At 76.7% G+C, this 22,566-nt stretch carries 16 protein-coding genes; 15 read left to right on the top strand and 1 reads right to left on the bottom strand.

What is annotated here, in order from left to right; genetic code table 11:
• Entirely contained in the window at positions 1-954 is a 954-nt protein-coding gene (locus tag DMP17_RS16065; protein ID WP_062402153.1) for an AAA family ATPase, read from the bottom strand.
• Positions 955-1,628: 674 nt separating this feature from the next.
• Between DMP17_RS16065 and mraZ the strand changes: the two genes are divergently transcribed.
• The 15 genes from mraZ to DMP17_RS15990 all read left to right on the top strand — a co-directional run bounded on the left by mraZ (position 1,629) and on the right by DMP17_RS15990 (position 22,445).
• Positions 1,629-2,060, top strand: coding sequence for a division/cell wall cluster transcriptional repressor MraZ (gene mraZ / locus DMP17_RS16060; protein WP_337829935.1), 432 nt, complete (start codon positions 1,629-1,631; stop codon positions 2,058-2,060).
• A 392-nt stretch (positions 2,061-2,452) separates the two neighbouring features.
• Entirely contained in the window at positions 2,453-3,451 is a 999-nt protein-coding gene (gene rsmH / locus DMP17_RS16055; protein ID WP_337829934.1) for a 16S rRNA (cytosine(1402)-N(4))-methyltransferase RsmH, read from the top strand.
• A 64-nt stretch (positions 3,452-3,515) separates the two neighbouring features.
• Positions 3,516-4,202: a septum formation initiator gene (locus DMP17_RS16050; protein WP_226365654.1), complete on the top strand. Its 687-nt coding sequence runs from the start codon at positions 3,516-3,518 to the stop codon at positions 4,200-4,202.
• Positions 4,202-6,028 carry a peptidoglycan D,D-transpeptidase FtsI family protein gene (locus DMP17_RS16045; protein WP_337829933.1) on the top strand — a complete coding sequence of 609 codons (1,827 nt, stop codon included), beginning with the start codon at positions 4,202-4,204 and terminating at the stop codon, positions 6,026-6,028. The genes DMP17_RS16050 and DMP17_RS16045 overlap by 1 nt, the downstream gene beginning before the upstream one ends.
• A gap of 368 nt (positions 6,029-6,396) precedes the next feature.
• A complete protein-coding gene (locus DMP17_RS16040) occupies positions 6,397-8,007 on the top strand; it encodes a UDP-N-acetylmuramoyl-L-alanyl-D-glutamate--2,6-diaminopimelate ligase (RefSeq protein ID WP_443217964.1) in 1,611 nt (536 codons plus the stop codon).
• Positions 8,008-8,101: 94 nt separating this feature from the next.
• Positions 8,102-9,547 (top strand): UDP-N-acetylmuramoyl-tripeptide--D-alanyl-D-alanine ligase, encoded by a 1,446-nt coding sequence (locus DMP17_RS16035; protein ID WP_337829932.1) that lies wholly within the window; start codon positions 8,102-8,104, stop codon positions 9,545-9,547.
• Positions 9,544-10,614 (top strand): phospho-N-acetylmuramoyl-pentapeptide-transferase, encoded by a 1,071-nt coding sequence (gene mraY / locus DMP17_RS16030; protein WP_062404548.1) that lies wholly within the window; start codon positions 9,544-9,546, stop codon positions 10,612-10,614. The genes DMP17_RS16035 and mraY overlap by 4 nt, the downstream gene beginning before the upstream one ends.
• Positions 10,587-12,029, top strand: a complete 1,443-nt coding sequence (gene murD, locus DMP17_RS16025) for a UDP-N-acetylmuramoyl-L-alanine--D-glutamate ligase (RefSeq protein ID WP_337829931.1) — start codon at positions 10,587-10,589, stop codon at positions 12,027-12,029. Before mraY ends, murD begins: the two co-directional genes overlap by 28 nt.
• Complete coding sequence (ftsW, locus tag DMP17_RS16020; protein ID WP_226356227.1) at positions 12,026-13,306, top strand: putative lipid II flippase FtsW; 1,281 nt, start codon at positions 12,026-12,028, stop codon at positions 13,304-13,306. Before murD ends, ftsW begins: the two co-directional genes overlap by 4 nt.
• A gap of 2,363 nt (positions 13,307-15,669) precedes the next feature.
• Positions 15,670-16,746 carry a UDP-N-acetylglucosamine--N-acetylmuramyl-(pentapeptide) pyrophosphoryl-undecaprenol N-acetylglucosamine transferase gene (locus DMP17_RS16015; protein ID WP_226356706.1) on the top strand — a complete coding sequence of 359 codons (1,077 nt, stop codon included), beginning with the start codon at positions 15,670-15,672 and terminating at the stop codon, positions 16,744-16,746.
• 47 nt (positions 16,747-16,793) lie between these two features.
• A complete protein-coding gene (gene murC, locus DMP17_RS16010; RefSeq protein ID WP_443217963.1) occupies positions 16,794-18,158 on the top strand; it encodes a UDP-N-acetylmuramate--L-alanine ligase in 1,365 nt (454 codons plus the stop codon).
• Positions 18,159-18,192: 34 nt separating this feature from the next.
• Positions 18,193-19,215 carry a cell division protein FtsQ/DivIB gene (locus DMP17_RS16005; protein ID WP_337829929.1) on the top strand — a complete coding sequence of 341 codons (1,023 nt, stop codon included), beginning with the start codon at positions 18,193-18,195 and terminating at the stop codon, positions 19,213-19,215.
• Positions 19,216-19,439: 224 nt separating this feature from the next.
• A complete protein-coding gene (ftsZ, locus tag DMP17_RS16000) occupies positions 19,440-20,834 on the top strand; it encodes a cell division protein FtsZ (RefSeq protein WP_226356230.1) in 1,395 nt (464 codons plus the stop codon).
• Between the two features lie 5 nt (positions 20,835-20,839).
• A complete protein-coding gene (gene pgeF / locus DMP17_RS15995) occupies positions 20,840-21,622 on the top strand; it encodes a peptidoglycan editing factor PgeF (RefSeq protein ID WP_337829928.1) in 783 nt (260 codons plus the stop codon).
• 64 nt (positions 21,623-21,686) lie between these two features.
• Positions 21,687-22,445 carry a YggS family pyridoxal phosphate-dependent enzyme gene (locus tag DMP17_RS15990; RefSeq protein ID WP_443217890.1) on the top strand — a complete coding sequence of 253 codons (759 nt, stop codon included), beginning with the start codon at positions 21,687-21,689 and terminating at the stop codon, positions 22,443-22,445.
• Positions 22,446-22,566: the final 121 nt, after the last annotated feature.

The following is a 22,566-nucleotide window of genomic DNA, read 5'->3' as shown; positions in this document are numbered from 1 at the left end:
TCAGCCCCGCGGCGGGGACGGCACCGCGACCCGCGCGACGGCGGCCCGCACCAGGTCCGCCGGTGTCCGGCGGGCCGCGACCCCCTCGGGGCCCAGCACCAGCCGGTGCGCGAGGACGGGGACGGCGACGGCCTGGACGTCGTCGGGCACGACGTAGCCGCGCCCGGCGGTCGCCGCCCAGGCGCGGGCGGCCCGCAGCAGGTGCAGGGTCGCGCGCGGCGACGCACCGAGGCGGACCTCGGGCAGCCGTCGCGTCGCGCCGACGACCTCGACGCAGTAGCGGCGCACCTCCGCCGCGGTGTGCAGGCCGCGGACCCCGGCGATCATCGACCGCAGCGTGCGCAGGTCGGTCACCGGCCGCAGCCGCTCCAGCGGGTCGGTCGAGCCGTGCTCCTCGAGCATCGCCAGCTCGGCCGCCGGGTCGGGGTAGCCGACCGAGACGCGGATCGTGAACCGGTCCTGCTGGGCCTCGGGGAGCGGGTAGGTGCCGTCCATCTCCACCGGGTTCTGGGTGGCGACGACCATGAACGGGTCACCCAGCGGGTAGGTGCCGCCGTCGACGGTGACCTGGTGCTCGGCCATGCACTCCAGCAGCGCCGACTGCGTCTTGGGCGAGGCCCGGTTGATCTCGTCGGCGATCACGACGTTGGCGAACACCGGGCCGGGCCGGAACTCGAACTCCGAGGTCTGCCGGTTGTAGACCGACGAGCCGGTGATGTCGCCGGGCAGCAGGTCCGGGGTGAACTGCACCCGGCTCACCGCCCCGTCGACGGCCCGGGCGAGTGCCTTGGCCAGCGTGGTCTTGCCGACGCCCGGCACGTCCTCGACGAGCAGGTGCCCCTCGGCGAGCATCGCGACCAGGGCCAGCCGGATGGTGTCGGGCTTGCCGACGATGATCCGGGCCATCGCGGCGGCGATCCGGCCCGCCGCGTCGGCGACGGCGACGGCGTCCATCGGCTCGGGCGCGTAACCGGGGTGCGCACCGCTGGCCTCGGCCCGGCGGAGGGGACCACCGGACGGCGACGGGACGGGTGGCACGGAGGGCGCGGACGGCGCGCTCGACGACAACGGGCCTCCTCAGGAGACGGCTCGGGTGACCCCAGTCTGTCAAACGTCCCCCGATCGGGACCGGGCGCCGCCACCCGCCTCCCGCCGCTGCTCCGTACGGCCGAACGCGACGCGCTCCGGGGGCCCGCCCGGCTGCCCCGGCGGGGCGTCCCCCACGCCGCCTCCCCGCGGCGCCCCACGGTGGTTCCCCACGCCGCCCCACCGCGCGTCCGCCGGTCCCCCCACCGCCCCCCACCCGGGCTCCCCACGGTCCCCCCACCGGCTCCCCACCCGTCCCCACCCCGGACGACTCGATCGGCCCGGGAACCGTCCCTGACCAGGGACGACGCCGGTGGGGGAGCGGTGGGGCGCAGGTGCGGCCGGAGCGGCCGGAAACGGCCTCCGGGCGTCGCGCGACCGGGTGGCGCGTCGCGCGCCCCCACCGTCCCCCACCGTCTCTGACCTGCGAAAACATCGGATGAACGGTCGAAGATCCACCCGTCTCGGGTTGACGGTGGGTGAGTGTGGGGTAGTGTGGTGATCGCTGGGGCGAACAGGGGTCCCAGGTGGAGGTGGGGTCGGTGTTCCTCGGCACCTACACCCCGAAGCTGGACGACAAGGGGCGGCTCACGCTGCCCGCAAAATTCCGCGACGAGTTGCGAGGCGGCTGCATGATCACGAAAGGGCAGGACCACTGCCTCTACGTGTTCACCCGTGACGCCTTCACCGAGATGGCGCGCAAGATCGCCGCGGCCCCGCTGACGAACGAGTCGGCGCGGGTGTTCCAGCGGAACCTCTTCTCGGGCACCGACGAGCAGAACCCCGACGGCCAGGGCCGGATCGCGATCCAGCCCGAGCTGCGCCGGTACGCCGGACTGTCCAAGGACTGCGTGGTGATCGGCGCGTTCACGCGCGCCGAGATCTGGGACGCGCAGGCCTGGCAGGAGTACCAGGAGCGGCACGAGGACGATTTCGCCAAGGCCCAGGAGGAGGTTCTGCCCGGGCTGTTCTGAGTTCCGCTGGCGGGCGGGACGACGGACGGCGGCAGTACCTGAGCAGGACAGCACGACCGACAGCGGACGACACCACCGTCGCCGCCCCGACCCGGGTGCCGTGATCGCCCGGCCCTGGCACACCTTCCCCGGTGCCAGGTCCGGTCGGCACGGCCCCCGGGTGGGGACGGCGCCGGCGCTCACCCCGACTGGGGAGTTCGGGTGGCGAGGTGGAGCCCGCGCGTCTTCGGGCGTGGAGCGGACCGGTTGTGGGAGCCGGCACGCCACACCCACGGACATCGACCCTCCCGGTCCCGGCCCCCGTGGCCGGGACCGGGGACGGCCGCCGGACGGGCGGCCCGCACGACACGCACGCACCACACGGGGACGGACGGCGCACCGGGGGGTGGGACGTGGACGGTACTTCCGGCGACGGCGCCACCCCGCGCGACGAGCGCGCGCCCGGTGACCGGCACACCCCGGTCCTGCTGGAGCGCGTCTCCGAGCTGCTCGACCCCGTCCTGCGCGACCGCGACGCCGTCTACGTGGACGCCACCCTCGGCATGGGCGGCCACGCGGCGGCGCTGCTGGCCGCGCACCCCCGGCTGACTGTCGTCGGCATGGACCGCGACCCGCAGGCCCTCGAGCTCGCGGGCCGCAGGCTCACCGCCTACGCCGACCGGCTGCACCGGGTGCACACCGTCTACGACGACGTCGCCGGCGCGCTGGAGCAGGCGGGCGTGCCCGCCGCCGACGGCATCCTGTTCGACCTGGGCGTGTCCTCGCTCCAGCTCGACGAGGACGCCCGTGGCTTCTCCTACTCCCGCGACGCCGACCTCGACATGCGGATGGACCCGACCACCGGGCCGACCGCCGCCGACGTCCTGAACTCCTACACCGCCGGCGAGCTGCGCCGGATCCTGCGGGAGTACGGCGAGGAGCGGTTCGCCGGCCCGATCGCCAACGCGATCGTCCGGACCCGGGAGAAGCGCCCGTTCACCCGCAGCACCGAGCTCGTCGAGCTGCTCTACGGCGTGGTCCCGGCCGCGTCGCGGCGCACCGGTGGGCACCCGGCGAAGCGGACCTTCCAGGCCCTGCGCATCGAGGTGAACCGCGAGCTCGAGGTGCTGCGCGACGCGCTGCCCGCGGCGCTGGACGCGCTCGCCCCGGGTGGGCGGATCGTCGTCCTGTCCTACCACTCGCTGGAGGACCGGATCACCAAGCGCGTGCTCGCCGAGCGCGTCCGCTCGCGGACCCCGGTGGACCTGCCGGTGGAGCTCCCCGGACACGGACCGGAGTTCCGGCTGCTCAGCCGGGGCTCCGAGCAGGCGTCCGACACCGAGATGGCCCGCAACCCGCGGGCCGCCCCGGTGCGGCTGCGCGCGGCGGAACGCGTGGAGGACGGGCCGTGAGCACCCGTGGCACGGACCCGAGCACGCAGGCAGTACCGGCACGGCGGAGAGGCAGGAACCCCCGATGAGCACACCCGTCATCGAGCGCCCGGGCACCCCGGGCGGTGGCCGGGCGCGGCCCGACACCCGCCAGAGCCGTCGTACCGCGGCACCCCCGCGGATCCCGGCCCAGCGCGGCCCCGGCGACGCCCGACGGGTGGCCGACCAGCGCCGCCGCAGCGCGGCCAGGGAGAACACCGGCCGCGCGAAGTTCGTGCTGGTCGTGATGGTCCTGCTGGTCTCGGGCCTGATCGCGACGCTGTGGCTGTCGACCGCCGCGGCGGCCGACTCCTACTCGCTGCAGGCGGCCCGGGAGCGGACCGCGTCGCTCACCGAGCAGTCCGAGGCGCTCCGCAAGGAGGTCACGGTGCTGCAGAGCCCCGGCTCGCTCGCCGACCGCGCCGCGGCCCAGGGCATGGTCCGGGTGACCGACCCGGCACGCCTGGTCGTCGCACCGGACGGACGCGTCGACGTCGTCGGGGAGCCGAGTGCCGCCGTCGCCGCGGCGCCGCCCGCCCCGCCCGCCGCCGACACACCGGCCCCGCAGGCCCCGCCCGCGCCGCAGGCGCAGCAGCCGGGCGCGGCCACCACCGACCCGGCCGCCGAGGGCGGTGACGCCGCTCCGGGCGCCGCCGCGGGTGGCGCCGCCGGTGCCGGTGAGGGCACCGAGCACGAGGTCCCGGCCGACACCCGGGCGGCGGGCGGGAACTGATGGTCTACGCGCCGCCGCGCCCCCGGCCGCGGGGGCAGGGTCCGCGGGGCGGTCGGCGCCGGTCCCCGGCCGACGACCCGCGGTTCCGGCTGCGCCTGGCCTGGGTGGCACTGGCCGCCCTGCTGCTGGTGTCCGGGGCGAAGCTCGTGGTCGTCCAGACGGTGCAGGCGGGCACGCTGACCGCGGACGCGGAGAAGCAGCGCGCCAGCCGGATCGTCATCCCGGCCGAGCGCGGCGCGATCAGTGACCGCAACGGCGCGGTGCTGGCGTTCTCCACCGAGTCCAAGGCGCTCGTCACCAACCCGCGCCTGATCAACTCCACCAAGGGCGCGGACGCGGTCGCCTACAAGAACCGGATGGCCGACGCCGTCGCCGCGGTGACCCACGGCGACCCCGAGGAGCTGAAGCGGGCGCTGAACAGCGACCGCGGCTACGTCGTGATGGCCACCGCGGTCGACCCCGGGCCCGCCCGTGACCTGCGCACGCAGTTCCCGGAGATCGCCGAGGAGAGCCGCGAGGCGCGCCAGTACCCCAACGGGACGCTGGCCTCGAACATCATCGGCGCCGCGACCTGGAGCGCCGACGCGCAGAAGCTGATCGGCCGGATCGGCCTGGAGTCCTCCGACGACGGGCTGCTCGCCGGTCGCGACGGCTTCCAGATCGCCGACACCGCCGAGGGCAGCGGCACCGTCATCCCCGGCAGCGTGCGCTCCGAGCAGGCCGCGGTGTCCGGCTCCGACGTGCAGTTGACGATCGACTCCGACCTGCAGTTCCAGGTGCAGCGAATGCTGGCCGACTACGCGGGACGCTCCGGCGCGCGCAGCGGCTCGGCCGTCGTCCTCGACCGGGCCACCGGGCAGGTGCTCGCGCTCGCCGACAACACCTCGTTCGACCCGGCCCAGCTGCTGTCCGCGGACCCGAACTCGCTGGGCAACAAGGGCGTCACCACGCCGTTCGAGCCCGGCTCGGTCAACAAGGTCGTCACCATGGCGGCCGCGCTGGAGGCCGGCGTCGCCAAGCCCGACGACGTGCTGGACGTGCCCGGCAGCATCGAGGTCGCCGACCGCACGATCAAGGACGCCTGGGAGCACGGCGTCGACCACTACACGCTGACCGGTGTGCTGGCGAAGTCCTCCAACGTCGGCACCCTGATGACCGCGCAGAAGGTCGGCGAGGACCGCTTCTCGGACATGCTCGCGAAGATGGGCATCGGGCAGAAGACCGGTGTCGGGCTGCCCGGCGAGAGCGGCGGACGGGTCCCGGCCCGCGCGACCTGGTCCGGCTCCACCTTCGGCAACCTGCCGATCGGGCAGGGCCTGTCGATGACCGTGCTGCAGATGGCCGGGATGTACCAGGCCATCGCCAACGACGGCGTCCGCGTCCCGCCGCGGATCATCGCCGCGACGACCGGCCCGGACGGCGTCCGGGTGCCGACCGAGGCCCCCGAGCCGGTGCAGGTGATGTCGCCGCAGACCGCACAGACGCTGCGGACGATGCTCACCGCCGTCACCCAGAAGGCGCACGGCCAGTCCGGCACCGGGCCCGCCGCCGCGGTGCCCGGCTACGAGGTGGCGGGCAAGACCGGCACCGCCCAGCAGGTGGACCCGGCGACCGGGGCCTACTCGCGCTCCCAGTACTGGATCACCTTCGCCGGGATGCTCCCGGCCCAGGACCCGCGGTTCGTGATCGGGATCATGCTCGACGCCCCGAAGGGCGGGACGAGCGCGGCACCGCTGTTCCACGACATCGCCTCCTACCTGGCCCAGCGCGACGCCGTGCCGGTCCAGACCGTGCCGCAGCCGGTGCAGACCCTGCAGATCAGGTGACGGCGCGGCCGGGTGCGGTCCGGCTGCGTCGGACGGTCCCGGCCGCCGCTCACCCGTACGGGTGCCGGCCGGGCCGCCGTGCACCCCGCCCGACGAGCCGCCCACCGGCCCGGAACCTGCGCCGGATGGCCGTATCCGGCTCGTCGGACGGCCGTGTGCCGGTCGACGTTCCGCCGCCCGCCGCGACCGCCTCCGCGAGCGGTCGCGGGCGCCTGACCGGGACGAGGGGCGGCCCGCGCCGGTCGGTAACCTCCGGCCCTGTGCCCGACCTCCACACCGCAGCCACCGCCCGCTCCCGGAGCACCGGCGGGTCCGCGCTCGGCGGCGGGCCGGGTGGTGTGCAGGGCGACCGGACGGGGACGGGTGACGTGGCGGGATCCCTCGAGTCGCTGCCGGACCGCCCGTCGCAGGTGCGCCCGGTCGACGTCGCCCTGCTCGGGCGGCTCGCCGGCGCCGAGCTGAACCCGCGCACCGCGGGCAGCGGGCCCGGCCCGCTGCTCGACCCCGCGGCCGGACCGCACACCGTCACCGGCGCCACCCTGCGGGCGGGATCGGTGCGCCCCGGCGACCTGTTCGCGGCGCTGCCCGGCGCCCGCGCCCACGGCGCCGACTTCGCCGCGCAGGCCATCGCCGCCGGCGCCGGCGCGATCCTCACCGACGCAGCCGGCGCGGACCGCGCGGAGATCCGGCACTCCCGGCTCCCGGTGCTGGTGCACCCGAACCCGCGCGAGGTCCTCGGCCCGGTCTCGGCCGCCGTCTACGGCGAGCCCACCGCCCGCCTGCGGGTGCTCGGGGTGACCGGCACCTCGGGCAAGACCACCGTCGCGCACCTGCTGGAGGCGGGCCTGACCGCCGCCGGGCGGGCCACCGGTCTGCTCGGCACCGTGCGGACCCGGGTCCAGGTCCCCGGCCACCCGGCCCGGGCGCTGCCCAGCGCGTTCACCACCCCCGAGGCACCGGACCTGCAGGCGCTGTTCGCAGTCATGGTCGAGGCCGGCGTGACCGACGTGGCCATGGAGGTCTCCAGCCACGCGCTCGCGCTCGGCCGGGTCGGCGGGTCCCGGTTCACCGCCGGTGCCTTCACCAACCTGTCCCAGGACCACCTGGACTTCCACCCTACGATGACCGACTACTTCGAGGCCAAGGCCCGGCTGTTCGGCGGCGGCGGGGCGGGCGTGGAGGCCGCGCGGCACGGCGTGGTCTGCGTCGACGACGAGTGGGGCCGCCGGCTGGCGGCCCGCCACCGGGACGCGGTCACCGTCTCCTCCGACCCGCGCGGCGCGCACGCCACCTGGACGGTCCGCGACCTCGTCGCGCACCCCGACGGCACCCAGACCTTCACCGCGGTCGGTCCCGGCGGGCTCGCGGTGCCGGTCACGCTGAGCCTGCCCGGCCGCTACAACGTCGCGAACGCGCTCGTCGCGCTGGCCGTGCTCGACGCCGACGGGATCGACCCCGAGGTGGCCGCGGACGGGTTCGCCCGGGCGTCGGTGCCGGGCCGGATGCAGCGCGTCGACGCCGGTCAGCCCTGGCTGGGCGTGGTCGACTACGCGCACAAGCCCGCTGCCGTCGCCGCGCTGCTGGACGCACTGCGCCGCCAGGTCCGCCCGCATGCACGGGTGATCACCGTGCTCGGCTGCGGCGGGGACCGCGACACCGGCAAGCGTCCGCTGATGGGCGCCGCCGCCGCGATCCGGTCCGACGTGCTCGTCGTGACCGACGACAACCCCCGCAGCGAGGAGCCCGGCGCGATCCGCCGGGCGATGCTCGACGGCGCGTTCGGCGAGCCCGCCCGCGGTGACGTCATCGAGATCGGCGACCGGCGCAGCGCGATCGTCTACGCGGTCCGCTCGGCCCGCCCGGGCGACGCGGTGGTGGTCGCCGGCAAGGGCCACGAGGCCGGCCAGGAGATCAACGGCGTCAAGTACCCGTTCGACGACACCGACGAGCTGGTGGCGGCGATCCGGGCGGCGAGGTGACGCGCCGCGGGGCGACGGGGCAGGGCGTGCCGGCACCCGGCACGGACCGCGCACGGGCAGGAGGACGGATCGGACCGGTGGAGGCGAGCGGGCGATGATCGAGATGACGCCGGCGGAGATCGCGGCCGTGACCGGCGGCCGCTTGCACCGCATCGACGAGGAGGCCGCCGCCGCGCCGGTCACCGCCGTCGAGTTCGACTCCCGGAGGATCGGGCCGGGTGGGCTGTTCCTGGCGCTGCCGGGGGAGCGGGCCGACGGCCACGACTTCGCCGCGCAGGCCGTCACCCGCGGTGCGACCGCGGTGCTGGCGGGCCGCGAGGTCGACGCCCCCGCGGTCGTCGTGCCGCCGGTCGAGGTCCGCGACAGCCACACCTACCTCGGCGCGGTCGACCCCGACGGGACCGGCGCCGCCGTCCTGGCCGGGCTGGGCCGCCTCGCCCGGCACGTGCTGGGCGCCCTGCCGGGGCTCGCCGTCGTCGGCGTGACCGGGTCGGCGGGCAAGACCTCCACCAAGGACCTCCTGGCCGCGGTGCTGTCCCCGCTGGGGCCGACCGTCGCGCCGCCGGAGTCGTTCAACAACGAGCTCGGCACGCCGTACACCGCGCTGCGCGCCGACGCCGGCACCCGCAACCTCGTGCTGGAGTTCTCCGCCCGCGGGATCGGCCACATCGCCGCGCTGTGCGCGGTCGCGCCACCGCGGATCGGGGTCGTGCTCAACGTCGGCTCCGCCCACCTCGGCGAGTTCGGGTCCCGCGCCGCGATCGCCACGGCCAAGGGCGAGCTCGTCGAGGCGCTGCCGCCGGGTGACCTGCCCGGCGGCCGGGGCGGCGTCGCCGTCCTCAACGCCGACGACGAGCTGGTCGCCGCCATGGCGACCCGCACCACCGCCCGGGTCGTCACCTTCGGCCGCGCCGCGGACGCGCACGTGCGGGCCACCGACGTCGCCCTGACCGCGGGCCGCGCGTCGTTCCGGCTGGTCACCCCGGCCGGGTCGGCCGACGTCGCGCTGCGGCTGGTGGGGGAGCACCAGGTCTCCAACGCCCTCGCCGCCGCCGCGGTCGCCCTCGAGCTGGGCGGCACCCCCGACGGGATCGCGGCGGCGCTGTCCGCCGCGACGCCGGCGTCGCGCTGGCGGATGGAGGTCACCGACCGCGCCGACGGGGTGACCGTCGTCAACGACGCCTACAACGCCAACCCCGAGTCCGTCCGCGCCGCGATCGCCGCACTCGGGCAGATCGCCGGTCCGGACCGCCGGGCCTGGGCGGTGCTCGGCCCGATGGCCGAGATCGGGGACGGCGCGGCCGCCGAGCACGCCGCGGCCGCGGAGAACGCCCGCGCCGCCGGGGCCCGGGTGGTCGCCGTCGGCGCACCCGACTACGGGCCCGGCGCCGAGCACGTCGCCGACGTGCCCGCCGCCCTGACCCTGCTGCGGGAGCGGACCCGGCCCGGCGACGTCGTGCTGGTCAAGGCCTCCCGCAGCGCCGGGCTGGAGCGGCTCGCCGCCGGCCTGCTGACGACCGAAGGACTGGTGTGCCGGTGAGGGGCCTGTTCCTGGCCGCGGGTCTCGCGCTCGCGGTGTCGATCCTGCTCACCCCGTACCTGATCCGCTTCTTCGCGCGGCAGGGCTTCGGGCAGGAGATCCGCGAGGAGGGCCCGCAGAGCCACCAGTCCAAGCGCGGTACGCCGACGATGGGCGGCGTCGCGATCCTGCTCGCCATCTGGGTGGGCTACCTGGGCTCGCACGCGTTCACCCGGGAGCCGATCACGGCCTCGGCGCTGCTGGTGCTGTTCCTGACCACCGCGCTGGGCGTCGTCGGGTTCCTCGACGACTTCCTCAAGATCCGCCGCCAGCGCAACCTCGGCCTGAACAAGACCTCCAAGATCGTCGGCCAGGTCCTGACCGCGACGATCTTCGGTGTGCTCGCGGTGCGCTTCGTGAACGAGCGCAACCTCGCCCCCGCCTCGGAGAGCCTGTCGTTCGTCCGCGACATCACGGTGCTGAGCTTCGGCGTCGTCGGGTTCGTGCTGCTGTGCAACCTGATCGTCGCCGCCTGGTCGAACGCGGTGAACCTCACCGACGGCCTCGACGGCCTGGCCGCCGGTACCGCCGCGATGGTGCTCGGCACCTACGTGATCATCGCGTTCTGGCAGTTCCGCAACAACTGCGCGATCGCCGCGACCGCGGGCTGCTACGAGGTCCGCGACCCGCTCGACGTCGGCCTGGTCGCGGCCGCCGCGATGGGCGGCTGCATCGGGTTCCTCTGGTGGAACGCCGCCCCGGCCCGCATCTTCATGGGCGACACCGGGTCGCTCGCGCTGGGCGGCCTGCTCGCCGGGCTGTCCATGGTGACCCGCACCGAGCTGCTGCTCGTCGTCATCGGCGGCGTGTTCGTCGTCGAGGCGCTGTCGGTGTCGCTGCAGATCATCGTGTTCCGCACCTCGCGACGCCGGCTGTTCCGGATGGCGCCGTTCCACCACCACTTCGAGCTCGCCGGATGGGCCGAGACGACCGTCATCATCCGGTTCTGGCTGCTCGCCGCGATCTGCGCGGCGATGGGGCTGGGCATCTTCTACTCCGAGTGGCTGTCCATGTCGGGTTCCGGGTGAGCGGCCCGTTCGGCGGGGACCCCGTCCTGGTCGCGGGGGCCGGCGTCTCCGGCCTCGCGGCCGCGACGGCCCTGGTGGACGCGGGGGCCCGGGTGCTCCTGTCCGACGACCGCGCCGACGCGCTGTCCGCGCTGCCCGACGGCGTCGAGCCGTGGCGCGGCGGCGGGATCCCCGAGGGGGTCCGCACCGTCGTCACCTCGCCCGGGCGCCGGCCGGACCACCCGCTGGTCGCCGAGGCCGCCGGGCTCGGCGTCGAGGTCATCGGGGAGCCCGAGCTCGCCTGGCGGCTCGGCGCGCTGCGCGACACACCGCCGTCGTGGCTGGTCGTGACCGGCACCAACGGCAAGACCACCACCACCGAGATGCTCGCCGCCGTCCTCGCGCGCGCCGGGGTCGACGCCGTCGCCTGCGGCAACATCGGCCACCCGGTGGTCACCGCGGTCGCGGCGGGCCACGCGGTGCTCGCGGTCGAGCTGTCGAGCTTCCAGCTGCACTGGTCGCCGTCGGTGCGCCCGGCCGCGGGCGTGGTGCTCAACGTCGCCGAGGACCACCTGGACTGGCACGGCGGGATGGACGCCTACGCCGCGGCCAAGGCGCGCGCGCTGCTGGGCGACGTCGCGGTCGGCGGGATCGACGACCCGGTGGCCGCACGGCTGCTCGGGGAGTCCCCGGCGCCGCGACGCGTGGGGGTCACCCTCGGCCCGCCCGGACCGGACCAGCTCGGCGTCGCCGACGGGGTGCTGACCGACCGCGCGTTCGGCGGCGGGGCACTGCTCGACGCCGACGCCGTCGTCCCCCCGGGGCCGCCCGGGGTCACCGACGCGCTCGCCGCGGCCGCGCTGGCCCGCGCGCACGGTGTCGACCCGGAGCACATCGGCGCCGCCCTGGCGGCGTTCACCCCCGGCCCGCACCGCAGCGCCCCGGCCGGCGAGCACGCCGGTGTCACCTACCTCGACGACTCCAAGGCGACCAACCCGCACGCCGCCGGGGCCGCGCTGGCCGCCGTCGCCGCCCGGCGGCCCGGTGCCCGCGCCGTCTGGGTGGTCGGCGGGCTGCTCAAGGGCGTCGACCCGGCCGAGCTCGGCCTGCTCGCCGCCGCGCACGCCGACCGGCTGGCGGGGATCGTCGTGATCGGGACGGACCGGACACCGATCGTCGAGGCGCTGACGCGACACGCGCCCGGCCTCCCGGTCGAGGAGGTCGCGCCGGGACACGATGGTCCGATGGCGCCCTCCGACCTGCAGGACCCGATGCCGGCCGCGGTCCGCCGCGCGTCCGGCCTGGCCCGCCCCGGCGACGTCGTGCTGCTCGCCCCGGCCGCCGCCTCGATGGACCAGTTCCGCGACTACGCCCACCGCGGCGACGCGTTCGCCGCCGCCGTCGCCGGCCTGGCCGCCGCCGGGGTGTCCCGGTGAGCCCGGCCGCGCCGGACCGCACGCTCGGCCAGGCCGCCGTCACCGGCACCCGCGGGGCCGTGCGGCGGCTGCGGCGCTGGCTGCGCCGCCCGCTGACCTCGCTGCACCTGATCCTCGGCGTCTTCGGGCTGCTGACCCTGTTCGGGCTGGTGATGGTGCTGTCCGCGTCGTCGGTCGGCGACGGCTCGTCGTACTCGGTGTTCACCCGCCAGCTGATGTTCTGCGCGGTCGGGCTGGTGCTGTTCTACGTGGGCCTGCGGGTCCCCCCGCGCCGCCTGCGCGCCGCGGCACCGGTGCTGCTGATCATCGGCCTGGTCGCGCTGGTCCTGGTGCTGATCCCGGGGATCGGCGCGCTGCGCGGCGGCGCCCGGTCCTGGTTCGCGTTCGGCCCGGTCTCGCTGCAGCCGTCGGAGGGCGTGAAGATCGCGCTGACGTTGTGGGGCGCCCACGTGCTCGCCGCCCGCCGCGCGGTGATGCACCGCTGGAAGCACGCCCTCAACCCGGTCGTCCCGGTGACGCTGGTGATCTTCACGCTGCTCGTGCTGGAGCCCGACCTCGGCATGACGATCTCGGTCGGGATCATCATGTTCGCGCTGCTGTACTTCGGCGGCGCCCCGGTGAAGCTGCTCGCGCTGATCGCGGGCGGCGGCCTGGCCGGCGCGGTGATCCTCGGGCTGACCGCCGGGTACCGGGCCAGCCGGATCACGGCGTTCCTGTCGTCGTCGGCGGACCCGCTGGGCCCCGCCTACCAGGCGACGCAGGCGCTCTACGCGCTCGCCGACGGCGGCCTGTTCGGCGTCGGCCTCGGCCAGGGCCGGGCGAAGTGGGACTACCTGCCCAACGCCCACAACGACTTCATCTTCGCGATCATCGGCGAGGAGCTGGGCCTGGTCGGGGCGGGTGCGGTACTCGCGCTCTTCGCGACGCTGGCCTACACCGGCATGCGGATCGCCGCCCGCAACACCGACCCGTGGCTGCGGATCGTCGTCGCGACGTCGACGGCGGGCCTGGTCGTGCAGGCGTCGATCAACATCGGGTACGTCGTGGGACTGCTGCCGGTGACCGGGCTGCAGCTCCCGCTGATCTCCTCCGGCGGTACCTCGCTGGTGGTGACCATGTTCCTGTTCGGGCTGCTCACGAACGCGGCCCGGCACGAGCCGGAGGCGGTCGCCGCGCTCCGGAAGGACGGGCAGGGGCGGCTGGCGAAGCTGCTGCGCCTGCCGTTGCCGCAGCCCTACCGCGCACCGGCACCGGTGTCGCGGTGGGCGGCGCGTTAGGGCGCTCCCACCGGAGTGGGAGCGGACACGACGGACGACGCAAGGGGCACGAGAGCGTGACGGGTACGGATCAGACCGGCGGGAACGACGGCACCGGCTCGGGCCGGGAGCCCGGCCGGCGTCCGACCATGGGCGGCCGTGCTCCCGGGCCCCACGAGGTCCGGCCGGACGGTGTGGTCTTCGGCGGCCCGGACGGGGCGGGTGGCACGGGCGGTCGCCCGGCCTGGCCCACGGAGTCCCCGTCGGGTGCCGACCTGTTCGGTGCCTCCGCTGCTCCGGAGTCCCCGTCGGCGCAGGTCCCCGCGGCGCAGCCGTCCGCGGAGCCGGGGCCGCGTGGTCCGCAGCGGCTGCCCGGTACCGGGTGGGACCCGCACGCGCAGTCCCGCCGCCCGGACGCCGCCCCGCGCAGCGGGGACGGGACGCAGGGGACGAACGGCGTCGCGCACGGCGACCGCGGCGCGGCCCGGCCGGCGAACGGCGCCGCGCACGAGGACCTCGGGCCCGACGGCGCCGACCGCCACGACGGCCCGCGCACCGACGTCCCGCGGAACGGCGCCGCACGCAACGGTGCCGACCGCCACGACGCCCCGCACAACGGTGTCCCGCGCAACGGGACCCCGCAGAACGGCGCCCCCCAGAACGGCGCCCCGCACAACGGTGTCCCGCACAACGGTGTCCCGCGCGGCGCCGCCGAGGGCGGGGACCAGGGCGTTCCGCAGGGCCCGAACGGCGTGTCCCACGGCCCGGACGGCGTCGTCCCCGACGGTGGGCCGCGCGGCCTGAACGGCGCACCGCGCTCCGCCGACGACGCCGGACAGCAGCCGGGCGGCCTGCCGCGCCGCCGGCCCGGGGGACCGGTGCCGCCCGGAGCGATGCCGTCGCGTCCCGGCGCGGCCGACGACCTGTTCACCCCCCGCGGGAGCGCCGCACGCAGCGGCCCGGCGCCCGCGGACCACGGCTCGACCGGCGCCCCGATGAACGGCGTGCCGCGCACCGGCCCGGGGGAGGACGGCCCCGCACCCGCCGGTCCGGGGCCGCACGTCCCCGGCGCGCCGACGACGGACACCGGACCCACCGTCGCCACGCCGCACACCACCGGACCGCACGCGGCGGCCCCGCACGGCGCCGGCGTGAACGGTGCTGCGCCCTCCGGCGCCGGTACCGACGGCACCCGGGCCCCCGGCGGCCGCAGCGACGCCGCCACCGGCCCGGACCCGGTCGACACGACCGGACCGGACGCCGGGACCGGCCCGCAGCCCGTCGCCGACGGCCGGGGCACCGCAGCGGCCGAGGACCCCACGGCGACCGACCCCGGTCGGGCCACCCCGCAGCAGCCCGGCCCGCAGGAGCCCCGGCGGCCCGGCCCGGCGACCCTGGGTCCGGAGTCCACCGGATCCACCCCGGCCCGCCGCGAGCAGGCGGCCGGCGAGCCGCCGACCGTCGCGCACCCCGCGGGCGACGCCGCCGGGCTCCCGGCCGCCGCCTCGGCGGACGGGCCGTCGGGCACCGGGTGGCAGCAGGCCCGGCCCCCGTCGGCCCCGCAGCAGCGCCCGTCGCAGCCCGGCGAGCGTGAGCACGCCGGCGTCACCGCCACCGGTCCGCAGAGCGGGCCCGAGCCGGGCGCGCTGTCGGCGACCGGCCCCCGTGGCCCGGTCCCGCCGCACGGCCGGTTCGCCCCCGGTCCGTACGCGCCCGGACGTCCCGGCGCCGGTCCCCCCGGCCCCGGCCCGCTCCCCGGCGGTCCCGGCCCGCAGCAGTTCGGGCGTCCCGGCCCGGCGGGCCCGAACGCGCTGACCGGCACCGGCCCGCACCACCCCGCCGCCCCCGGGCAGCAGGCCCCCGGACAGCAGGGCCCCGGAGCGCAGGGCCCCGGCACCGCCGGCCCGGGTCCGCAGGGTCCCGGTCCTCAGGGGCCCGGTCCTCAGGGTCCCGGTCCGCAGGCGCCGGGTCAGCAGGGCCCCGCACGTCAGGGGCCCGGGTACGCGGGCCCCGGCCGCCCGGGTCCCGCGGGAACCGGCCCGTTCCGCCCGGTCGGCCCGGGCGGGTTCGGTCCGGCGGCCCCCGGCACCCCCGGGCCGTACGGCCCCGGCGGCCCCGGTGCACCCGGCCGGCAGGGCCCCGGTGGCCCGGTCGCACCCGGACCGCAGGGCCCGGGTGACCCCCAGGGCCCCGGCGGCCCGCAGCCCCACGGCCCCCAGGGACCCGGCCCTCAGGGACCCGGCCCCCAGCCGAACGGCCCGCAGCAGAACCCGCAGGGCGACGGCGTGCCCGGACCCGGCGTGCCCGGACCCACGGGCCCCGACGCGACCCGCACCTTCGGCCCCGCCACCACGCGACCCGCGGGGGAACAGGCGCCGGCGCCGGTGCGGGGCGGCCTGTCGGTCGTCGTCGCCGGTGGTGGGTCGGCCGGGCACATCGAGCCCGCGCTGGCCGTCGCCGACGCGATCCGGCGGCTCGTCCCGGGCGCCCGGGTCACCGCGCTCGGTACCGAGAAGGGCCTCGACACCCAGCTGATCCCGGCGCGCGGCTACCCGCTCGAGCTGATCCCGCCGGTGCCGCTGCCCCGCAAGCCCACCGCCGACCTGTTCAAGCTCCCCGGCAACGTCCGGGGCGCGGTGAAGCGGGTCCGGGAGGTGCTCGAGGCGGCCGAGGCCGACGTCGTCGTCGGGTTCGGCGGGTTCGTCTCGCTGCCCGCCTACCTCGGCGCCCGCGGCCGGGTGCCGATCGTCGTGCACGAGGCCAACGCCCGCGCCGGGCTCGCGAACAAGGTCGGTGCGCGGTTCGCCTCCGCCGTCTGCGTCGCGGTGCCCGGCACCGGGCTCGCGAACGAGGAGGTGGTCGGGATGCCGCTGCGCCGCTCGATCACCACCCTGGACCGGGCGTCGCTGCGGCCGGAGGCCCGGACGTACTTCAACCTGCCGCCGCACGGCCCGGTGCTGCTGGTCTTCGGCGGCTCCCAGGGCGCCCGGACCCTGAACGACGCGGTCGCCGAGTCCCTGCCCGCCTTCACCGAGCGGGGCATCTCGGTCCTGCACGCGTACGGGAAGAACGGCACCCCCGCCGATCCGCGGCCCGGCTACGTGCCGGTGCCCTACATCGAGCGGATGGACCTCGCCTACGCCGCCGCGGACGTCGTCCTCGGCCGGTCGGGCATGACCACCGTCGCGGAGCTCACCGCCGTCGGGCTGCCCGCGGTGTACGTGCCGCTGCCGCACGGCAACGGTGAGCAGGCGCTCAACGCCCGCCCGGTCGTCGAGGCCGGGGGCGGCAAGCTCGTGCAGGACGAGGACATGAACGGCGAACGCGCGATCGACGAACTGATGCCGATGCTCACCGACCCCGACCTGGCCCTCGCGATGGGCCGCCGCGCCCGCGCCGCCGGGCACGGCGAGGCCGACGAGAAGATCGCCCGCATCGTCATGGAGGTGGCGGGCCGGTGAGCGTGCTCTCCGACCACGTCCACCTCATCGGGATCGGCGGCGCCGGGATGAGCGGGATCGCGCGGATCCTGCTCGCCCGCGGGGCCACCGTCTCCGGGTCCGACGCGCGGGACTCCCGCACGGTCACCGCGCTGCGCGCGCTCGGCGCCCGCGTCGAGACCGGGCACGACGCCGGCCACCTGCGCCACGACGGCGAGACCCCGCCGACCGTGGTCGTCTCGACCGCGATCCGGGAGACCAACCCGGAGCTGGCCGCCGCCCGCGAGCGCGGCTACGACGTCGTCCACCGGGCGGTCGCACTGGCCGCGCTCACCGAGGGACGGCGGCTGGTCGCCGTCGCCGGGACGCACGGCAAGACCTCGACGACGTCGATGGTCACCGTCGCCCTGCAGCACGCCGGGGCCGACCCGTCGTTCGCCATCGGCGGCGACCTGTCGGTGTCCGGGTCGGGCGCCCACCACGGCAGCGGCGACGTGTTCGTCGTCGAGGCCGACGAGAGCGACGGCTCGTTCACCGCGTTCGCCCCGTCGGTCGCGATCGTCACCAACGTCGAGCCCGACCACCTCGACCACCACGGCGACGAGGCCGCCTACCGGGCGGTGTTCGAGCGGTTCCTGGAACGGCTCGTCCCCGGCGCCACCCTCGTCGCCTGCGCCGACGACCCGGGGTCCGCCGAGGTCGCGGTACGGGCGGAGGAGTCGGGCGTCACCGTGCTGCGCTACGGCCGCACCGCGACCGGCCCGCACGACGCCCGGCTGCTCGAGTTCACCCCGGACGGCACCGGCTGCCGCGCACGGTTCCGCACCGGCGACGCCGAGCACGTGCTCACCCTCGGTGTCCCGGGCGAGCACATGGTCCTCAACGCGCTCGGCGCGTTCCTCGCCGGCGTCGCCGTCGGGACCGACCCGGCCGTGCTGCTGGAGGGTCTCGCCGGGTTCGGCGGGGTGCAGCGCCGGTTCGAGTTCAAGGGCCGCGTCCGCGGCGTGTCGGTCTACGACGACTACGCCCACCACCCCACCGAGGTCGCCGCCACCCTGCGCGCCGCCCGCGAGGCCGCGCCGGTCCGCGACGGGCGACGCGGCCGCGTCCTGGTCGCGTTCCAGCCGCACCTGTACTCGCGCACCCGGCTGTTCGCCGCCGAGTTCGGCGCGTCGCTGTCGCTGGCGGACGAGGTGATGGTGCTCGACGTCTACGGTGCCCGGGAGGATCCCGAACCCGGCGTCGGTCCGGCGCTCATCACCGACGCGGTGACGTTGCCGGCCGGGCGGGTGCACCGAGCCCCCTCGTGGGAGCGGACACCCGCGGCGATCGCCGCGCTCGCGACCGACGGCGACGTCGTGATCACCATGGGCGCCGGTGACGTCACCGCGCTCGGGCCGGAGATCCTGCGGGAGCTCGCCGGCGAGGGGTGAGCGCGCGACACGGCGGCGGCACAGCGGGGGCACGATGAGCAGCGACGAGCAGGACACCGGCGACGACCGGGCCCGGGACGGTGCCCGTTCGCCGGGCCGCCGTGACCCCGAGCAGGAGCGGCGCGCCGCCGAGCGCGCCCGTCGCATCCGGGAGCGCCGCGCCGCCGAACGCCGTGCCGCCGCCGGGACCCCCGCCGCCGACGGCCACGACGAGCCCGACGACCCCGAGGACGCCGACGACCGGGCCGCCGACACCGGCGAGGCGGCCGAACCGGCGGGCCGGGGGAGCGGACGCGGCGCGGCCGCCGCGGTCCGGGAGCGCACGGCGACCCGCGCGGCCGAACGGTCCCGCAGCCGCGACCCGCGCTACCGGCGCCGTCGCCTCGTCGCCCTGCTGGCCACCGCCGCCGTCGTGCTCCTCGGGGTGTCCGCGGCCGGCTGGTGGGCGCTGGGCCGGTACGGCCCCCCGGTGGCCACCGTGCGGGTCGACGGCACCCGCCAGATCCCCGTCCGCGACGTCGAGGACGCCGCGGGCGACCAGACCGGTGTGCCGCTCGCCGCGGTCGACACCGACGGCGTCGCCGCCCGCGTGTCGGCCATCCCGGGCGTCGCCGCGGTGGAGGTCGACCGGTCCTGGCCGGACACCCTGGTGGTGGCCGTGACCGAACGCACCCCGGCCGCGCTGCTCGACACCCCGGACGGACCGAAGCTCGTCGACGTCACCGGGTTCGTCTACCGCGACGCCCCGCCCGACGTCCGGCTGCCCCGGCTCCAGCTGCCGCGCGTCGCCCCGGACGACCCCGCCACCCTCGCCGCGGTCGGCGTCCTGCAGGCACTGCCGGTCCCGGTCCGCGACCAGGTGCAGACCCTGTCGCTCGGCGGGGGCGGATCCACCTTCGAGCTGGGGCTCACCGAGGACCGGCGCGTCCTGTGGGGCCCGTGGTCGGACACCGACCAGGCCGCCGCCCGGGCCCGGGTCCTCGGGCCGGTGCTGCAGCGCGAGGGCGCCGTCTACGACGTCTCCAGCCCGTCGCTGGTCACCGTCCGGCAGCGCTGACCCGCCGCACCCGGCCCGATGGTTGCGGGGGGTGACCGTCCGACGACCGTGCGGGTTTCCACCGGCGGCGAGGTCGAACCACCCGGGCGGGGTGTTGTCGTCGTGCGGCGCGCCTGCTGGACCCGGGCACCGCAATCCACTTAGCGTGCGCACCCGAAGGCCCGGGGCACCCGGAGCTTGACCCACCCGAACCCCGGACCCCGAGCGACTGGAAGGTGCCGCGCATGACGCCCCCGCACAACTACCTGGCAGTGATCAAGGTGGTCGGCATCGGTGGCGGCGGCGTCAACGCCGTCAACCGGATGATCGAGGTCGGCCTCAAGGGCGTCGAGTTCATCGCGGTGAACACCGACGCCCAGGCCCTCCTCATGTCCGACGCCGACGTGAAGCTCGACATCGGTCGTGAGCTGACCCGCGGCCTCGGTGCCGGCGCCAACCCCGAGGTCGGGGGCAAGGCCGCCGAGGACCACGCCGAGGAGATCGAGGAGGTCCTCAAGGGGGCCGACATGGTCTTCGTCACCGCGGGCGAGGGCGGCGGCACCGGCACCGGCGGCGCACCCGTCGTCGCGTCGATCGCCCGCAAGCTCGGCGCGCTGACCATCGGTGTCGTCACCCGCCCGTTCACCTTCGAGGGGCGCCGTCGCGCCGGGCAGGCCGAGGAGGGCATCCAGGCGCTCCGCAACGAGTGCGACACCCTCATCGTCATCCCGAACGACCGGCTGCTGCAGCTCGGCGACGTCGGCGTCTCGCTGATGGACGCCTTCCGCTCCGCCGACGAGGTGCTCCTCTCCGGTGTCCAGGGCATCACCAACCTGATCACCACGCCCGGCCTGATCAACCTCGACTTCGCCGACGTCAAGTCGGTCATGTCCGGGGCCGGGTCGGCGCTGATGGGAATAGGGTCCGCACGCGGCGAGGGCCGCGCCGTGCAGGCCGCCGAGAAGGCGATCAACTCGCCGCTGCTCGAGGCGTCGATGGACGGCGCGCAGGGCGTGCTGCTGTCGATCGCGGGCGGCTCGGACCTCGGCCTGTTCGAGATCCACGAGGCGGCGTCGCTGGTCCAGGAGGCCGCGCACCCCGAGGCGAACATCATCTTCGGCACCGTGATCGACGACTCGCTCGGCGACGAGGTGCGGGTCACCGTGATAGCGGCCGGTTTCGAGGGCGGCACGCCGACCCACAAGAAGCTCGAGCCGTCGGTGTTCAACCGCCCCACCCAGAAGGCCGCCGAGCCCGCACCGCAGGCCGCGCCGCCGCAGCAGGTCGAGCAGACCCAGCCGCACCAGCAGCAGGCCGGTGGGCAGGCCCCGCAGGGGCAGGCCCGCTGGGCGGCGACCACGGCCACCACGCCGTCGACGCCGCACCTGCCCGCCACGGCGCACGCCCCGGAGCGCACCGGGACGCTGCCGCCCGCGCAGCCCACCGCCCCGGCACCGCGCCAGGGCGACACCCAGCACCACGGCGGCGACGGCGCGTCCGTCCCGAGCGGTCCGATGTCCGCGCCGGCCTCGCCGACGTCGGCCCCGGCCCAGCACGGGACCGTCGGCGGGAACCCCGCGGCGCGTCCGGCCGAGCCGGTCGAGGACGAGGTGGACGTCCCGCCGTTCATGCGGCGCTGACCCGCGTGCCGGACTCACCGACACCGGCCACGGCGGCCCGCGCGGGCGGCACCCGTCGCGCGCGGATCCGCCGGGTCACCACCGCCCGGGCCGGTGGCCGGTCCGAGGGCCCGTTCACCTCGTTCAACCTGTCGTCCGGGGTCGGGGACGACCCGGCCGCGGTGACCGGGAACCGGGCCCGCGTCGTGCGTGAGCTCGGCCTGTCCGGGCTGGTGTTCCTGAACCAGGTCCACGGCCGCGACGTCGCCGTGCTGCGCGAGCCCCCGCGGGCCCGCCCCGGCACCGGTGGCGTCGCCCCGGACATCGCCGACGTCGACGCCGTCGTCACCGACGTGCCGCTGCTCGGTGTCGCGGTGCTCGCGGCCGACTGCGTGCCGGTGCTGCTCGGCGACCCGGTCGCCGGCGTCGTCGGGGCGGCCCACGCGGGCCGCGTCGGCGCGGCGGCGGGCGTCGTCGACGCCGTCGTGACCGAGATGACCGCACTGGGCGCGCAGCCCGCACGGCTGGAGGTCCTGCTCGGGCCGTCGGTCTGCGGCCGCTGCTACGAGGTCCCCCCGTCCATGCGCGCCGAGGTCGACGCCGCTCTGCCGGGCAGCGCGTCCACCACCCGCACCGGCACCGCCGGCCTGGACCTGCGCGCCGGGCTCACCCGCCGCCTCGCCGACCTCGGCGTCACGAAGGTCGCGACCGACCCGCGCTGCACCGTCGAGGACCCGGACCTGTTCAGCCACCGGCGCGACGGCCGCTGCGGCCGCCAGGCCGCCCTCACCTGGCTCGACCCGCGCTGACCGGCACCCCGGTCCGGCGATCCACGCCACGCGGGGCTCGCGGGCGCCCCCGCGGGCGGGAACGATGGACGCCGTGTCCGATCCCCGCACCCCCACCGCCGACCGTGTCGGCGAACTGACCGACCGACTGGCCGCCGTCCGCGAGCGGGTGGCCGACGCCTGCCGCGCCGCCGGCCGCGACCCCTCCGAGGTCGGGCTGCTCGCCGTCACCAAGACGATCCCGGCCGCCGACGTGGCCGCGCTGGTCGACCTCGGGCTGGACGCCTTCGCCGAGAACCGCGCGCAGGAGGCGGCGTCCAAGGTGGACGAGGTCCGGGCGCTGCGCCCGGACGCCGTGTCGGACTGGTTCTTCGTCGGCGGGCTGCAGCGGAACAAGGTACGGACGGTGCTCCCGTGGGTGACACGGATCGACTCCGTCGACTCGCCCCGGCTGGCCCGCGCGATCGACAAGGAGGTCGCGAAGGCCCGCGACGCGGGGGAGCGCTGCGCCCCGCTGCCGGTGCTCGTGCAGTACAGCGTCGACGGCGACGCCGACCGCGGTGGCGTCGCCCCGGAGGGGCTCGTCGAGCTGACGGACCTGGTCACGGAGCTGCCGGGGCTGGAACTGGCCGGGCTGATGGCCGTCGCGCCGCTGGGCTGGGAGCCCGATGCGGCGTTCGAGCGGATCGCCGAGGCGCACCGGGAGACCGTCGGGCGGCACCCCGGGGCGACGGTCCTGTCGGCCGGGATGAGCGGGGACCTGGAGTCGGCGATCGGTCACGGATCGACGGTGGTGCGTGTCGGTACGGCCCTTGTGGGGGATCGGCGGATAGCCTCCGAGTAATCGCTGGTGGGTGTGGGTACTGAGCAGGTGGCGGACACCGCACCGCCGGCGAGACCGTCGCCAGAACGCGGGGTGCGCGTGCGGTTGGGACGCGTACGGAGTCGAGCAGTACTGCGAGGGG

The sequence above is a fragment of the Pseudonocardia sp. TMWB2A genome (genome assembly GCF_017312135.1).
The sequence above is the reverse complement of the archived record's forward strand: the minus strand, read 5'-3'. Positions and strand labels throughout refer to the sequence as shown.

What these genes read in the sequence shown, in the direction of transcription:
- DMP17_RS16065 (WP_062402153.1), bottom strand. Translation starts at nt 954, where the DNA reads ATGGACGCCGTCGCCGTCGCCGACGCGGCGGGCCGGATCGCCGCCGCG.
- DMP17_RS16050 (WP_226365654.1), top strand. Translation starts at nt 3,516, where the DNA reads ATGAGCACACCCGTCATCGAGCGCCCGGGCACCCCGGGCGGTGGCCGG.
- DMP17_RS16045 (WP_337829933.1), top strand. Translation starts at nt 4,202, where the DNA reads ATGGTCTACGCGCCGCCGCGCCCCCGGCCGCGGGGGCAGGGTCCGCGG.
- DMP17_RS16035 (WP_337829932.1), top strand. Translation starts at nt 8,102, where the DNA reads ATGATCGAGATGACGCCGGCGGAGATCGCGGCCGTGACCGGCGGCCGC.
- murC (WP_443217963.1), top strand. Translation starts at nt 16,794, where the DNA reads ATGAGCGGGATCGCGCGGATCCTGCTCGCCCGCGGGGCCACCGTCTCC.
- DMP17_RS16005 (WP_337829929.1), top strand. Translation starts at nt 18,193, where the DNA reads ATGAGCAGCGACGAGCAGGACACCGGCGACGACCGGGCCCGGGACGGT.
- ftsZ (WP_226356230.1), top strand. Translation starts at nt 19,440, where the DNA reads ATGACGCCCCCGCACAACTACCTGGCAGTGATCAAGGTGGTCGGCATC.
- DMP17_RS15990 (WP_443217890.1), top strand. Translation starts at nt 21,687, where the DNA reads ATGGACGCCGTGTCCGATCCCCGCACCCCCACCGCCGACCGTGTCGGC.